Annotated in this window: 10 protein-coding genes and 1 pseudogene; 6 read left to right on the top strand and 5 right to left on the bottom strand. The window is 43.3% G+C overall.

What is annotated here, in order from left to right; translation table 11 throughout:
- Window positions 1-67 precede the first annotated feature (67 nt).
- Both AC5JMK_RS04925 and AC5JMK_RS04920 read left to right on the top strand, forming a co-directional pair.
- Window positions 68-2,656, top strand: a pseudogene (locus tag AC5JMK_RS04925) (nSTAND1 domain-containing NTPase); the annotation flags it as partial.
- A gap of 171 nt (window positions 2,657-2,827) precedes the next feature.
- A complete protein-coding gene (locus tag AC5JMK_RS04920) occupies window positions 2,828-3,841 on the top strand; it encodes a WD40 repeat domain-containing protein (protein WP_495909511.1) in 1,014 nt (337 codons plus the stop codon).
- 178 nt (window positions 3,842-4,019) lie between these two features.
- On the opposite strand, the gene trpE is transcribed toward AC5JMK_RS04920, so the two are convergent.
- The 3 genes from trpE to AC5JMK_RS04905 form a co-directional block, all read right to left on the bottom strand.
- The gene (gene trpE / locus AC5JMK_RS04915; RefSeq protein ID WP_495909510.1) at window positions 4,020-5,543 is read right to left on the bottom strand and encodes an anthranilate synthase component I; all 1,524 of its coding nucleotides are present in this window, start codon (window positions 5,541-5,543) and stop codon (window positions 4,020-4,022) included.
- Between the two features lie 506 nt (window positions 5,544-6,049).
- Window positions 6,050-6,472, bottom strand: a complete 423-nt coding sequence (locus AC5JMK_RS04910) for a photosystem I reaction center subunit II PsaD (RefSeq protein WP_096677025.1) — start codon at window positions 6,470-6,472, stop codon at window positions 6,050-6,052.
- 154 nt (window positions 6,473-6,626) lie between these two features.
- Window positions 6,627-8,642: a DICT sensory domain-containing protein gene (locus AC5JMK_RS04905; protein ID WP_096677024.1), complete on the bottom strand. Its 2,016-nt coding sequence runs from the start codon at window positions 8,640-8,642 to the stop codon at window positions 6,627-6,629.
- Window positions 8,643-9,098: 456 nt separating this feature from the next.
- On the opposite strand from AC5JMK_RS04905, the gene AC5JMK_RS04900 reads away from it, so the two are divergent.
- Window positions 9,099-11,396, top strand: coding sequence for an amylo-alpha-1,6-glucosidase (locus tag AC5JMK_RS04900; protein ID WP_096677023.1), 2,298 nt, complete (start codon window positions 9,099-9,101; stop codon window positions 11,394-11,396).
- Between the two features lie 87 nt (window positions 11,397-11,483).
- Here AC5JMK_RS04900 and AC5JMK_RS04895 read toward each other — a convergent pair whose 3' ends face one another.
- Both AC5JMK_RS04895 and AC5JMK_RS04890 read right to left on the bottom strand, forming a co-directional pair.
- Entirely contained in the window at window positions 11,484-11,813 is a 330-nt protein-coding gene (locus AC5JMK_RS04895) for a DUF2973 domain-containing protein (protein WP_096679117.1), read from the bottom strand.
- A 215-nt stretch (window positions 11,814-12,028) separates the two neighbouring features.
- On the bottom strand, window positions 12,029-12,367 hold the full coding sequence (locus AC5JMK_RS04890) for a DUF2605 domain-containing protein (RefSeq protein ID WP_096677022.1): 339 nt from the start codon (window positions 12,365-12,367) through the stop codon (window positions 12,029-12,031).
- Between the two features lie 525 nt (window positions 12,368-12,892).
- Here AC5JMK_RS04890 and thrS point away from each other — a divergent pair.
- From thrS to AC5JMK_RS04875, 3 genes are all read left to right on the top strand, one after another.
- Window positions 12,893-14,743: a threonine--tRNA ligase gene (gene thrS, locus AC5JMK_RS04885; protein ID WP_096677021.1), complete on the top strand. Its 1,851-nt coding sequence runs from the start codon at window positions 12,893-12,895 to the stop codon at window positions 14,741-14,743.
- 65 nt (window positions 14,744-14,808) lie between these two features.
- Window positions 14,809-14,997 (top strand): hypothetical protein, encoded by a 189-nt coding sequence (locus tag AC5JMK_RS04880; protein WP_096677020.1) that lies wholly within the window; start codon window positions 14,809-14,811, stop codon window positions 14,995-14,997.
- Window positions 14,982-15,281, top strand: a complete 300-nt coding sequence (locus AC5JMK_RS04875) for a type II toxin-antitoxin system RelE/ParE family toxin (RefSeq protein ID WP_096677019.1) — start codon at window positions 14,982-14,984, stop codon at window positions 15,279-15,281. The genes AC5JMK_RS04880 and AC5JMK_RS04875 overlap by 16 nt, the downstream gene beginning before the upstream one ends.
- Window positions 15,282-15,486 lie beyond the last annotated feature (205 nt).

Below are 15,486 nucleotides of genomic sequence, written 5' to 3'. Positions count from 1 at the left end.
TCGTAACATCATTTGAGAATCCCTGCGGCTTTAGTCCAGGGAGTACGTCAAGAAACGGGAAGCTTTAGTAATAGGCATCAATCGATATCCTTTGCTGAAAGATAAACCAGCGAGTAAAGCACGACATCTTCTGACACCAGCAGATGATGCTGAGGCAATAGCTCAAATTCTGGAAAAATACGGTAATTTCAAAGTGCGGCGATTGCCTGCCTACAATCAAAATGGGTTGTGGCAAGTCGATCCAAACCCGAAACCTCCGGTGAGAGTCAGAGATCTTCAAGAAGCAATATCACAGCTTTTCTGCCCACCCGACAGCAGCATTCCCGACACAGCATTGCTGTTTTTTGCCGGTCATGGTTTGCAAAAGCATCAAGGTAGGGTGCTTGAAAGCTTTTTAGCTACCAGTGATGTTTGTCCCCTCAACGACAAATGGGGTGTTTCCCTCGACTGGTTACGCGAACTGTTGCAGTCAAGTCCAGTGCGACAGCAGATTGTCTGGCTCGATTGCTGCCATAGTGGGGGGCTGCTCAATTTTACCAAGGCAAATCCAGGTAATCTCGGCAAAGTTCGTGATCGGTGTTTTATCGCCGCCTGCCGTTCTTTTGAGGTGGCTTATGAAGAGAATAATGGCATCCTCAGTGCTGCGCTACTGCAATGTTTGAACCCAGAACAGCACCCAGATGGCTGTGTGAGTAACTACAACCTCATCGATTTCATCAATCGGCAGTTGAAAAATTCCCCCCAACATCCTATTTTTCACAACTCTGGTAGCGAGATTATCTTAACTGGCAAAAGAGAAAAGATAGACCGTGCTGTTCTGTTGGCAGGTGTGTGTCCTTACAAGGGACTAGCCTGCTTTGATTTTAATGACGAAGACCCCAAATATTTCTATGGACGGACAGATTTAACAGACCAATTGCTGGAAAAAGTGCGGCAAGGAAATTTCTTGGCTGTGCTGGGGGCTTCTGGGAGTGGCAAGTCTTCGGTAGTCAGAGCTGGGTTACTGCATCAGATACATCTGGGACAGCGCTTAGGAGGTAGCGACTCTTGGCTAATCAAGATTTTTCGACCCGGTAAACATCCGTTTCAGCGTTTAGTAGAGGCATTTGTTGACTCAGAACTAACAGAGGTTGAGCGTAGTAGCCAATTAGCCCACATCAAGAAATTGTTTGGGGAATTAGGCACTACACGGGGGTTAAAGCGTCTGATTATGACTGCTAAAGCTGCTCGTGTGATACTAGTGGTGGATCAGTTTGAGGAAGCTTTTACTCTATGTGAGAACCTCAGAGAAAGACAACTTTTTTTTGAGAGTTTGCTGGGTGCTTTAGAGCAACTAGATGGTAAACTCTGCCTGGTGCTAACAATGCGGGCAGATTTCTTGGGTAAGTGTGCAGAACATGAGTATTCCGGATTAGCCAGCAAAATTCAGTCGAATTTGGTGATGGTGAAGCCGATGAATCGGCAAGAATTAGGGCAAGCCATCACCGAACCTGCAAACCAAGTAGGTTTGGAAGTGGAGCGAGAACTGATGGAACAGATGCTTGCTGATGTGGAAGGTCCAGGCAGTTTGCCGTTGTTGCAGTACACCTTGACACAACTGTGGCAACAACGCCAGATAGATCGTTTAACACTGAAAAGATATACCCAATTGGGTGGAGTAAAGGAAACGCTGCAAAAGCGAGCCGACGAAATTTATCACTCCCTATCTACTGAAGAACAAAAAATCACTGAGCGGATTTTTCGCGAGTTGACGCAGTTGGGTGAAGGAACGGAGGATACACGTAGGCAAGTTCTGAAATCGGATTTAGTCACCTCTCCTCAATCGGCAGAGATTTTAGAGCGGGTACTCCAAAAGTTGGTAAATGCCAGATTAGTAGTGACTTCACAATTGCGACAGCGAGGAGAAAGTGACCTGACGGTGACGGTAGTGGATGTGGCTCACGAAGCACTCATTCGTCATTGGTCAAGACTACGCAGATGGGTGAATGAAAACCGTGAGGTTGATAGAATTGCACGCAGGATTAAGGCGGCGGCTGAAGAGTGGCAAAGTCAAGGGAAGTCTCAAGATTACTTGCTGTCTGGGGCAAGATTGGCTGAAGCTGAAAATTTCTTCGAGAATTATGCTGACCAAGACTTACTGTCGGGTTTAGACCAGGATTTTATCCAAGAAAGCCAAGCAGTTCGCGATCGCGCTCTCAAAGAAAAAGAAGCACAGATTGCTGCCTTGGAACAGGCGAATGCTGCCTTAAAACGAGAACGCAACCAAAATAACCTGCTCAACAAAGCCTTTAGAGTAATAGATTTACTCCAAAGCAAGCCTGTCGATGCTTTAGTTCTGGCAATCCAGTCAACTGGTCTAAATCTAGCGCAATTGCCAGGGAATCTTCTTGATCAAGTCAAGGCAGGCGGAGTACAAGCCGCAGAATTAGCTCGAGAACAAAATGTTTTCAGAGGTAATCAAGCTGAGGTAACATGCGTCGCTGTTAACCCTGGCGATTTGATCGCCAGTAGTAGTAAGGAGGGTACAGTCCGGTTGTGGGACACTCAGGGCAACCCGATTGGCAAACTCATTCAGGGGCATCAGGATTCTGTCTGTGCAGTTACCTTTAGTCCAGATGGCAAAACCCTTGCTAGTGGCGGTCAGGACAAGACGGTGCGATTTTGGGACACTCAAGGCAATTTGATTGATCAGCTTTTCCCCAAGCATAAGAAAAAGGTGTCTTTGCGACCAGTTCTTTTGCTTCTTAAACATTGTCTTAGTAACTGGCTAAGCACTATTGGCTGGCTAGTGGTTGGGTGTTGGCTCAATTTTTGCTATTGGGCGATTATGAGTTTAATTCTTGAGGACAAGCTTCTTAACCAGTCTAAAATGGATGCAATTCATGAGCAAATGCCTAAGTGGTCTATTGAGCAGATTGATTCGTTTTCTCTCTGTGTTGTGCTGGTTCTGACGTTGGGCGTTCTTTGCTGGTTGTCCTGGTCTTTGTTTAAAATCGAGGGTGCTGTCACTTCACTAACCTTTAGCCCCGATGGTAAGTACATCGTCACTGGTCACCAAGATAAAAAGGTGCGGTTGTGGAACCTGCGGGGTAAACTGATTTGTGCGCCTTTTCAAGGTCATCAGAGTGATGTGACATCGGTCGCATTTAGTCCAGATAGCAAGGAAATAGTCAGTGCCAGTCAAGACGGAACTTTGCAGTTGTGGAATTTGTGGGGAAAGCCCAAGTACAAATCGCTTGATTGGGGTCACGTTGTCACAATCATTTGCTTGACATTTTTTTTGGTATCACCATTTTATCTGTTGTGGAGATATTTCCGACCGGGTAAGCAGATTGGTCAACGCTTCCAAGGTCATAAGGATGCTGTGACATCAGTCGCTTTTAGCCCAGATGGGCAATACATCGTCAGTGGAAGTGATGACAAGACGTTGCGGTTGTGGGACAACCAGGGTAGACTAATTGGTCAACCCTTTCAAGGACATGAAGGTGCTGTGACATCAGTCGCTTTTAGCCCAGATGGGAAACACATCGTCAGTGGTAGCCGCGATCGCAAAGTGCGGTTGTGGGACATCCAAGGCGACCCAATTCGTCAACCGTTACAAGGGCATGAGAATGACGTGATGTCAGTTGCCTTTAGCCCGGATGGAACATATATTATCAGTGGCAGTAGTGACGGGACAGTGAGGTTATGGGACATTCATAGCCACGCCAGCGAAAATTGGGAAGATTATCTGCAAGTGGCGTGTAACAGGTTGCGTTACCATCCCATCCTCAAAAATCCTGAAACAGAGATGGCAAAGCAAGCGTGTAAAATTTGTCAACAGTATGTCTGGAAGGGGTAGTGGGTAAGCAAGCACCTGGGTATAAAACTGCTTAGAAAGCTCTCACCGTTTCATTCCTGAACTAATCCGTTCAGTTTAGTATTTTTGAGAATTCGCCAACGGTATCCGGATCTTGGCTCAATACCTAGTTTATTTATGGGGATTTTCCTGTTAAGAGTTCCTTATTCCCAATTCCCTTTTAACGCAAACAACGTATTGCTTCTAACAATCCTCTAGCTTTATTTAAAGTCTCTTCGTATTCTTTTTCTGGTTCTGAATCAGCTACCAACCCTGCGCCAGCTTGGACATATAGTGTACTATTCCGTAGAACCATTGTGCGAATGGCGATCGCAGAATTCAATTGTCCTTCAAAATCATAATATCCATATACGCCGGAATAAACGCCACGCCGACTCGGTTCTAACTCATTTATAATCTCCATTGCCCGAATTTTGGGTGCGCCGCTAACTGTTCCAGCTGGGAAACAAGCTTTGAGTAAATCCCAGGCTGTTTTACCAGGTGCTAATTTACCTACTACATTGCTGACAATGTGCATCACATGAGAGTAACGCTCAATTACCATTAACTCGTCTACCTTCACCGTACCGCTTTGGCACACACGCCCCAAATCATTACGCCCCAAGTCAACAAGCATAACGTGTTCGGCTATTTCTTTGGGGTCTTTGAGTAATTCTTCTGCTAAAGCTATGTCTTGGTGAGTTGTTTTACCCCGTGGGCGAGTACCAGCAATGGGACGTACTGTAGCCAGTAGATCTCCTTGTGGATCGCGTTCGGCTTTCACCATCACTTCGGGACTCGAACCAATAATTTGCCAATCCTGGAAGTTGAAAAATGACATGTAAGGAGAAGGATTAATCTGACGCAGGGAACGATACAAAGCAAAAGGATCGCCTGTGTATTCTGTTGATAAGCGCTGGGAAATTACTACTTGAAAGATGTCCCCGGCTTTAATGTATTCTTTTGCCTTTTTAACGCTGTTACAGAATTTCTCGCGGGTGAAATTACTCTTATACTCCTCGACTCCCCCTACTTCTGTTACTCTGTTACTTCCTGGAGGATTCCATTCTAATAAAGTATTTTGCTCTGATAAAGGCAGAGATAACTTATCGATCATTCGAGTCACGCGATCGCTAGCCTTTTGGTAGGCTGTTTGTAAATCTACATTTGGATCACGCAAATCGGCGTAAGCAACAGCCCAAATTTTCCGCTTAACTTGGTCAAAAATTAACAGATGGTCTACCTGCATCCACACACCATCAGGAATATTACGGTTATCTTGTGAATGAATTGGTACACGCGGCTCAATCCAATTGATTAATTCATAACCCCAAAAGCCAAATAAACCACCAATTCCCGGTGGTAGTTGGGGTAATTTGACTGGACAAAAAGCTTCTAAACATGTTGTTAAAGCTACAAATGGATCACCTGTAAATACAACTTGTGAACCATCACGATGCATTTGAGTGGTGCGATCGCCCCTGACTTCTAAAATCCACAGTGGGTCACAACCCAACAAACTATAACGCCCGATATTTTCTCCACCTTCTACCGATTCCAACAAAAAACTATAAGGTTGTCCAGCGCAAACTTTATACCAAGCAGAAACAGGTGTATCTAAGTCTGCTACCCATTCTTGATATACCGGGACAAAATTACCATTTTTAGCGAATTCGGAGAATTGAGAGAAATCAGGGAAAATCATATAAATCAATCAAATAGAGGGAATAGGGAACAGGGAAATGGGAACAGGGAACGGGTGCGGATTTTCTCTGATCTCTATTCCTTGTTTTCGTATCTATCAGGTGTAATTAATTTTATTTAGGCACTTATTTCGACAATTGAACTAGTACTCAACCACATTCATTTTGATGAGTCGCGGATGCTCAGATCACCGACTTCACAGAAGAAATCGGGGATCTCAATACCCCTCACAATCAATGTGGTGAACCACCAGTTCTACCAGTGGCTAGTCGCAGGGCAGGATAGGTTTTATATTTTATACTTCAGACACTTAATATTACTCTTGTCTTTAATTTTTAATTACTGTCAGAAACAAATAGCAGGCTTGTTAGCAATATAGGGCAGACGCGGAGAATAAAAGACGTGGCGAAACGGAGAAAGTTTTAGTAGAAACATTTTCCCCGTATCTCCGTGTCTTTGGTTTACCGTGTCTGCTTATATAAGTGACTTTCCCTAATTCAGTATTGATTAAGGAGCGTCGTAGGTAGCTGTGCCACTGAACTTGACTTTAGAAGGACTGGGATTTTGACCGATTCTGCGATCGTTGTAACGTACTTTCTCCCGACCTTGGTTGACTTTCTCAGGGAAGACACCATCAGCCGGATGAATGTATACCGTTTCGCCGTTAGGATAAATCCGGTAAATTTTGTAATCTGTGATTTTGAATTTCCGGAGTTGGCCACCTAGAGCAATGCATTGCTCTTTACGAGCTAAATGTAGCAAGTTTTGTCCTTGCGACATAACGGCAGCGCCACCTGTAGGCATTTCAAAGACTTGCTCTTTTGGGCTAGTCCAAGTGATAGCGTACTTCTCTTCGACTTCTGCTTTTTTGAGCAGACCGCCAGTGCTGCCGCCAAATTTCGGAGTTTGTCCAGAAAGTGTTTCTGCCATAAAGCGTCTCTCAACGTTTTTACGGCATCGTAACACCGCTAATGGGGACATATGGCGATTGTGTAAGGAACTGTAACAGTTGGTCAATTGGTTATTAGTTCTTCACAAATGACAAATGACAAATGACAAATGACAAATGACAAATGACAAATGATTATTGACTTTTGACTCTTGATGGTCTGTGTTCCTGACTTCCCTCAACAATGGGTATGGTGAAATGAAACTGACTACCCTGGTTTTTACCCTCTGATTCTGCCCAAATTTCACCTCCCCAGCCATTGACAATTTGACGGCATATTGCTAAACCTAAGCCTGTACCACCTGTGCTACGTCTGAGCGCTCCCTCCTCCTGATAAAAGCGGTCAAACACAATTTCTAAACGATTAGGTTCAATACCTCGTCCTGTGTCTACTACAGTAACTTCGACCATTGGAGTGTCGTTGTAAACGGCTTTGATGGTAATAAACCCATTGGGGGGTGTGAATTTGCAAGCGTTGTCTACGAGTTTGGCGATGACTTCGACCAACCAATCACCGTCAGCTTTGATTAAAGGCAGGTTACGTGCCAATTCTGTTGTGATCTGGGGTAATTTTTCATCGCTTGCCAAGCGAGTGCGAAGACGACTTAGAGCTAAATCCACACACTCTTGCAAGGTTAGTGATTCGGGATGCCATTCTACTCGCCCACTTTCTAAGTTGGAAAGCGTGAGGAAATCTTGGATCAGCTTTCGCATCCGTTCGGAGTCGGAAAGAGCGGTGTTTAGCATTACCTGGCGCAGTTCTAAGGGCATATCTGGTTCAGTAGCTAGGCTTTCCAAGCACACCTGAATTGTGGATAGAGGTGTACGCAATTCATGGCCTGTGATGGCGATCAGGTTGCTACGTGTACGGTCTAGGGCTTCTAATTGTTTATTTAGTTCTCCAAGGTTAGCGTAGGCTTCGGCTTGAATGAGAGCGGCTCCGATTTGAGTGGCGATCGCTTTTACTAAATCTAATTCTCCAGGATGCCAATCATGGGGAGTTTCACCACAATAGTGCAATTCTACTATGCCCAATAATCGCCCTTGAAAAAGCACTGGTTCCATCAGCCAAGAGCGAATGCCATATCTCTCTACAATCTGCCACAGCGCTTTAGAGTTAATTACCCGCGAGTCGTTGAAAGTATCGACAACCCGGACACCTTCACTCTGGATTACTACTTCTTCAAACAGAGGATTGTTTTCTAAAGCCCAAGTTTGTCCCAAAAAAGACGAAACACCGGGAATTAAAAACTCGTGTTCAATTATGGCTTGGGCATCTGTAGCTTGAGCGCGGTAAATTAAACAGCGACAAGCTCCTAAGTTTTGTCCTAGTTCTTGGGCTGCTACTCTGAGAATTTCGTGAGGATCGAGCGATCGCCTAATTGCAGTACTAATTGAGTTGACTAATCTTTCTTTACGTGCTTGGGCGGAGATCGAACGATAGGCTTTATGCAATTTGTATTGACTCGCTTGCAAATAAGTTACCAAACGTTGCACAAACGGATCAGTATCAATATCGCAAGCGTATTCACTTAGTAATTGCTTGGCTTTGGCATTATTCTTACGCTCTGCAATGCCAAAGCGCTGGCGTGCTTGCTCGATTTTATCTCTTAACTCTGGTCTATAAACTAAAATCCGCTTCAGCAAAAGTTCGGCAGCTTTAAGGCTGACTCCCCGTTCCGCCGTCCAAATTCCCTCAAATCTCCGCGCCGCGTCCATATCTAAACCAGGAGTTAATTCTCGTATTTCCCTATTCTTAGCTAAAGAACCAAGACTTTCCCGACAAACTAAACAAGTAGCATAGTTTTGGGCTATGACCACCAAATGCCACTCTTGGCTGAGAGCATCATCTGGCTCAAAAGCGACCTTTTCGTAAAATTCCGAGCTGTTAGTAAAATCAGTTTCTGGTGCAGATAATACATATATCTGATTACTTCGCTGGGCAAGTCGCTGATAGCGATGAGCTTCTTGACGATAGAATCGCTCTCTTTGAAAGCTAGCAATTACTAAAGGCTGCTCTAGAGTAGCAGCTAAAACTTGATCTTCCATCGCATGGGATAACGCCGTTAGCGATGCTTTGAAGTATAGTTGGGGCCGCAGGTTGGGTATAGCCTGTAGCAAATCACTCAGCACGGAAGTTGAAATGCTCATGAACGTCCTAAAAGAGCCACAATCTGGACATGATTCACGTCACAGCTGCATTGTACAAATTACAACGGCCTTTCAAATCAAGCATTTCGTTGCAATATGTAAAGAATGGTGAACACTGCCAGCAGAGCGACGCCGTAGAATGGGTGAGAACGCAATCACAAAGAAGGTGGTGGAGACGGAACAATGAACCAGATTCATTGCTGAGAAACTCAAAAACTCAATCAAAATAATGATATGAAAGTTCCTGTGTTTCCTGTTTATCTATGCAAGTTTTGAATTTATTTTAGAATTATAAAGATTTGATAATGTGACTTTGATGCGTTTTTGCCCACTAGCTAAATGTGATTATCATTTATTTTTGGTTGCATGGCTCACAAAGTTTTGGCCACGCGTCTTTTTTTCTGTTGACGCTGAACTGAATCTGAAAAATATAGATTTTATACGGAATACTGGCAGATGACACCGGATATATTGATGACACCGGAGAGGATTTTTCTGGATGGAAAAACTTTTGTCCCCGCAGAACTACTACCTATACCTGAATGGCCTTGCGTAATTAGCGAAAAAGCACAATTGACGCTGACTGTTAAAGATGATGATTTATTTTTAGTTACAGATACTCTAGGTAATATTTCTGCGTGTTCGCTCACTGATGGCAACCCTAGTATGGGGTTATTTTGTGCTGACACTCGATTTTTGAGCCGCTTAGAGTTGCAGATTGATGGGCGATCGCCTGTGTTATTAAGTAGTACTGCTGATAAAGGTTTTTCACTGTCAGTTTTATGTACTAATCCAAGAATCGATGATCGCCTCCAAGCTGATACAATCGGGATTCGCCGAGAACTAGTCCTGAATGGCGCACTTTTTGAGGAATTAGAAGTCTCGAACTATAGCACAAGCACAATCAATTTTCAACTGAGTATTAGCTTTGATGGCGATTTTGCTGATTTATTTGAAGTCAGAGGCTTTGGCAGAGAAAAGCGAGGTAAGCTTTTGCGTCTGATTGATCCGACTTTTGAGGAAGATACAGCAGTTTCCCTGGATGGTGGCTCGCCTCTCAAAATTCATCCTGCTACATCCGACGATAAATCTTTAACACTGGCTTATCAGGGTGTAGATACTTTGGTGATGGAATCTCGGATTAATTTCCAGCATAGACTACCAGACTCTTTCAAAGGTTACACAGCAATTTGGCAGCTAGAGTTAGCATCCCACGAAAAACAAAAATTGGGCTATCGAGTCCATATGCTCACAAATAACAAGCCCAGTTCTACTGTCAGCCCTCCAGTTACTTTGGGTCAAGCAAAAGCTGCTGAGATCATGGAAGAGCAAAACTGGGTGCAACAAATTACACGTATTCGCACAGAGGAAAAAGGTGCTGTCAATCGTGTGATTGAACGCGCTGAGGAAGATATGTATTTGTTGCGCCAGTCTTTTGGAAAGCATAAAACTGTGTCGGCGGGAGTACCTTGGTATTCGGCGTTATTTGGCCGGGATTCTATCATCACTGGTTCTCAAACCTTAATGTTAAATCCCGAAATCGCCAAAGAAACTCTTATTCTCTTATCTCAATACCAAGGCAAACTTGAAGATGAATGGCGCGACGAGGAACCAGGTAAGATTCTCCATGAATTACGTTTGGGAGAATTAGCCCGGTGTCAGGAAATCCCCCATACTCCTTACTACGGTACTGTTGATGCTACTCCTCTGTGGCTAATGCTATACGCCGAGTATTATGTGTGGACACATGATACAGAAACTTTAGAAAATCTGTGGCCGAATGCATTGGCGGCGATGGAGTGGATTGATCGCAACATCAAAGCAACTGGCTACCTCAGCTATCAACGTAAATCCAGACGTGGTTTAGCTAATCAAGGCTGGAAAGATTCTGGTGATTGTATTGTCAATCGTAAAGGTGAATTAGCTAACGGAGCGATCGCTCTTTGTGAAGTGCAAGGTTACGTCTACGCAGCCAAAATGCGCTTGGCAGAAATTGCTAGAATGAAAAAGCGCTTAGATTTATCAGATCGTTGGCAAGAAGAAGCCAGAAATCTTAAGCTGCGCTTCAACAAAGATTTTTGGATAGAAGACCAAGATTTCTGTGCTTTAGCTTTAGATGGAGATGGTAAACAAGTAGACAGTATCACCTCCAATCCTGGTCATTGTCTACACTTGGGTATTTTTACACCAGAAAAAGCTTACAGTGTGGCAGAACGCTTGCGCGCACCTGATATGTTTAATGGCTGGGGTATTCGCACCCTCAGCAGCTTGTCACCTGCTTACAATCCGATGGGATATCACATTGGTTCTGTCTGGCCCCATGATAATTCTTTGATTGCGATGGGATTGCGATCGCTCGGTTTAGTCGATCAAGCCTTGGAACTTTTTGAAGGTTTATTCGACATGACTAAAAAGCAGTCCTATCATCGCCCTCCAGAGTTGTTTTGCGGTTTTGAGCGTATCACTGATGATAGTTCTCCTGTACAGTATCCAGTTGCTTGTACACCCCAAGCTTGGGCTACTGGCAGTATTTTTCAGTTGCTGCATATGATGGTGAATCTAGTTCCAGATGCACCCAACAATTGTTTGCGGATTATCGATCCTGCGTTACCAGAGTCGATTAAACGCTTGTCACTGCACAATTTGCGAGTCGGACCCACTATCCTTGATTTAGAATTCGAGCGTTCCGGTAACACCACAGCTTGCCGGGTCGCCAAGAAACGCGGTAATCTCCGGGTAGTAATTGAAGCATAGAGAAGAACTGAAGGGTTAGGGACTAGGTTAAGGAGTAGGAACTAGGAACTAAATCCTTGCCTGACCCTGAACCCTGATTCCCAATCCCTACCCTTCCTCTTGACTTTCTCTTTTCTGTCCTGGTGAAGATTCGTAAAGAGCATCAAGTTGTTGACGAGCATCATCGACATTGATAGAACGCATTACTAGCAAGGGTTCTTTTATTAGATTGCCAGAACTATCTAACAATTCTGGATGAGGCGTGAGTCCCGTCCTTGATGATACATAGGGATAGTTCCCTTGGTTAGCCATTGACGAGTACCTGGCTGGATAACTCCGGTCTCTATCAAAACTGAACATAATCAAATTGCGAATTAAATTGCCAACAGCAATAAAAGCAAGCATTGTAAAAGCCAGAATATAAAGTAGATGTAACATCGGGTTTTCCTCCAGGGGCAAAATTTTTAAAATCATTTGGGACAAAGACTTGTTTCGCCTAGTTTTAATTGAAAACTATGGCAAACTACCAAAAACTCTGTTCCTACGCCTATGTTTGCGGTCTTAATTGGAAAATCAAAAATTAAGTGTATTATTAAGTTACATGAATCACTTAAGTAAGAAATGTTGTTAAAGGTTTTCTTCGTTTCTGTTATTTATATCCCGTCTTGTTGTGGTGAGTTTGCATGTTCAGTACGGAAATACATCGCCACTTTCCAGCATTGCGATAACAATTGATGCCAAGGCATTAAGGTTGCCATATCAATCCCAACTTGTCCTTCTGTTGCAGTAAACAGCATCTTGGCTGTGTTCACCTCTTCTTGGGCTTGCTTGACTCGCTCTAGCAAAGCAGATTGCTCCTGGCTACTCAGAAAATTCAGTTGCTCTGTTTCCAGCAAGTTGCGCGATCGCGTAAACCAATACTGAAAATCTTCCAACAGTGGTTGCAAAACTGTCTTAAGCAACTCAGCCTCTGGTAAATTTGAGTCTCGCATAATTGACAAGCATATTTCTAACTTTCTTACTAATATTAACGCTATTTACGATTCTTAACATTTAGAATATATCACCCATAGGTTACAATTTATAAAAAAACTGTATTTTATATTACACATTAATATTATATATAGATGCAAAAGTTTTTGTACATATCCTTAGGGCAGATCAAAGTAGAATAATTTAAATATTTTTTAAGTATTTAGGGAAAATAGAAATAAGATTAAGTAATAAAGATTGAAAACATAAAACCTCGAAAATTTATATAAAAACTCATCTAGGGATCAGGGATTAGGGATCGGGGATCAGGGATTAGGGATCGGAAATTGTTTAATTATTATTTTTATTAATTCTCCAATCCCCAATTCCTCAATCCCCAATCCCCAGAGGGGACCCCACCTGCCCCTTATCCCCAAAGGGAACCCCTACCTTCCCCAATCCCCAATCCCCAATTCTCTCAAGGTCGCTAATATATATGTCAGTCCTCTTAGTCGAAAATTACCCATAAAATAATTACTTCGCCAATGGATCAGCAGCCAATGTCGCTTTCTGAACAATCCAATCCATCAGAACAAGCAGAGAAAAAAATTTATTTACCACGCACTAGCGAATCAGAAAACTTAAAAAAAATTCGCCACACCACATCTCACGTCATGGCGATGGCGGTGCAAAAGCTGTTTCCCAAGGTACAAGTTACAATTGGTCCGTGGATTGAAAACGGCTTTTACTACGATTTTGATAGTCCAGAAGCATTTACCGACAAGGATCTCAAAGCCATCAAAAAAGAGATGGATAAGATTATCAATCGTAAACTGCCAGTGACTCGCGAAGAAGTCAGTCGAGAAGAAGCTGAACGCCGGATTAAAGAAATTAACGAACCTTATAAGCTAGAAATCCTAGCCGATATCAAAGAAGAACCGATTACAATCTATCACTTGGGTAATGAATGGTGGGATTTGTGTGCTGGACCGCATGTGGAAGACACTAAGCAGTTAAACCCAAAAGCTATTGATTTAGAAAGCGTTGCTGGTGCTTACTGGCGTGGAGATGAAACCAAAGCACAGCTACAGCGCATCTACGGGACTGCGTGGGAAAACCCAGAACAGCTAACAGAGTACAAGCGGCGTAAAGAAGAAGCACTACGACGCGATCACCGTAAATTAGGTAAAGAACTGGGTTTATTTATCTTTTCCGATTTAGTAGGGCCAGGATTACCATTATGGACACCCAAAGGAACCTTACTACGGAGTATTCTAGAAGACTTCCTCAAGCAAGAACAAATCAAACGCGGCTATCAGCCAGTGATCACTCCCCACATCGGTAGAGTCGATTTATTTAAAACCTCTGGCCATTGGCAGAAGTATAAAGAAGACTTATTCCCGATGATGGCAGAAAATGAAGAAGCAGCAAACCATGAGCAAGGCTTTGTTCTCAAAGCCATGAATTGTCCTTTTCACATCCAAATATATAAGAGCGAATTGCGTTCTTATCGAGAGTTACCGATACGGTTGGCAGAATTTGGTACTGTCTACCGCTTCGAGCAATCTGGGGAATTGGGCGGTTTAACACGGGTACGAGGCTTTACTCAGGATGATGCTCACATATTTGTGACCCCAGAGCAACTAGACAGCGAATTCCTCAACGTGGTGGATTTGATTTTGTCAGTGATTAAAACTCTAAAGCTCGATCAGAACTTTCAAGCGCGGCTGAGTTTTCGTGATCCGGCTAGCGATAAATATATTGGTTCAGATGAAGCTTGGGACAAAGCCGAAAGCGCCATTCGCCGATCTGTCGAAACTTTGGGAATGGATCACTTTGAGGGAATTGGTGAAGCTGCTTTCTACGGTCCTAAACTAGATTTTATCGTCCGCGATGCTCTAGAGCGGGAGTGGCAGTTGGGAACGGTACAGGTCGATTATAACTTACCAGAAAGGTTTGATTTGGAGTATGTCGCTGAAGATGGTTCTCGTAAACGTCCAGTGATGATTCACCGTGCGCCTTTTGGTTCCTTAGAGAGACTCGTTGGCATTTTAATCGAAGAATATGCTGGAGATTTTCCTTTGTGGTTAGCACCGATACAAGCTAGATTATTGCCAGTCAGTGAAGTGCAACTCGATTTTGCTAAAGAAGTAGCAGCAAAAATGAGAGCTATCGGTATTCGAGCGGAAGTGGATATCAGTGGCGATCGCCTGGGTAAACTCATTCGCAATGCTGAAAAAGAAAAGATCCCCATCATGGCCGTGATCGGCGCCAAAGAAGTAGAAACAAATTCTTTGAGTATCCGCACTCGTGCAAATGGTGAATTAGGGACTATACGTGTGGACGAAGTTTTAGATAAGATTAAGGAATCGGTCAAAAACTTCGAGAAATTTTAACAATGTATTAGGTGGGCATTGCCCACCTGTCTATATTGCAATATAAATTAATTAGAAATTACATTATGAGTTCTACAAAACAAAAGATACAATCTCTTTTGAACCAGTTACCTGATACTTGTTCTATAGAAGATGTCCAATATCATTTGTACGTCATCGAAAAAGTCCGGCGCGGTTTAGAAGTAGCCGAACACCAAGCAACCAGAACCCTAAGTGAGGCCGAAGAACGATTGAACAAATGGCTTATCAAGTAGAATGGTCTCCCAAAGCATTAGATGATGTTGAAGCAATTGCCACATATATAGCTCGTGACTCGGCTTCCTATGCTGCGACAGTAGTCAAGAAAATACTTGACACAATAACTAGTTTAAGCAAGGAGCCTTTTTCTGGTCGCATTGTACCAGAGTTTGGCAACGATAATATCAGAGAACATTTGGCATACAGTTATCGAATCATCTATCACATTCAGGGAGATATTGTTACTGTTGCCGCAGTTATTTACGGAAAGAAGCTACTCGATAAATTTGAAATCGATTAAATAGGATTGCGTATGAGTTAAATCAAAAAACCCAAAAGATTTTTTCACAATCAAGCAAAAATGCAACCGGGTAAATACAGACAAAAAACCCATCTGTATTTATCCGGTATTTACTTTGTGTATTCTCGAAGTCAGGTAACAAAAAACTCTATCCCCAATCCCCATTACCCCTTATCCCCAGAGCAGGGTGGTTTCATACAAGCAG

It is taken from the genome of Pelatocladus sp. (genome assembly GCF_059505505.1).
The sequence above is the reverse complement of the archived record's forward strand: the minus strand, read 5'-3'. Positions and strand labels throughout refer to the sequence as shown.

Coding starts and splice junctions, on each gene's coding strand:
- AC5JMK_RS04875 (WP_096677019.1), top strand. CDS start 14,982: ATGGCTTATCAAGTAGAATGGTCTCCCAAAGCATTAGATGATGTTGAA.
- AC5JMK_RS04905 (WP_096677024.1), bottom strand. CDS start 8,642: ATGAGCATTTCAACTTCCGTGCTGAGTGATTTGCTACAGGCTATACCC.
- AC5JMK_RS04900 (WP_096677023.1), top strand. CDS start 9,099: ATGACACCGGATATATTGATGACACCGGAGAGGATTTTTCTGGATGGA.
- AC5JMK_RS04880 (WP_096677020.1), top strand. CDS start 14,809: ATGAGTTCTACAAAACAAAAGATACAATCTCTTTTGAACCAGTTACCT.
- AC5JMK_RS04890 (WP_096677022.1), bottom strand. CDS start 12,367: ATGCGAGACTCAAATTTACCAGAGGCTGAGTTGCTTAAGACAGTTTTG.
- trpE (WP_495909510.1), bottom strand. CDS start 5,543: ATGATTTTCCCTGATTTCTCTCAATTCTCCGAATTCGCTAAAAATGGT.
- AC5JMK_RS04895 (WP_096679117.1), bottom strand. CDS start 11,813: ATGTTACATCTACTTTATATTCTGGCTTTTACAATGCTTGCTTTTATT.
- AC5JMK_RS04920 (WP_495909511.1), top strand. CDS start 2,828: ATGAGTTTAATTCTTGAGGACAAGCTTCTTAACCAGTCTAAAATGGAT.
- thrS (WP_096677021.1), top strand. CDS start 12,893: ATGGATCAGCAGCCAATGTCGCTTTCTGAACAATCCAATCCATCAGAA.
- AC5JMK_RS04910 (WP_096677025.1), bottom strand. CDS start 6,472: ATGGCAGAAACACTTTCTGGACAAACTCCGAAATTTGGCGGCAGCACT.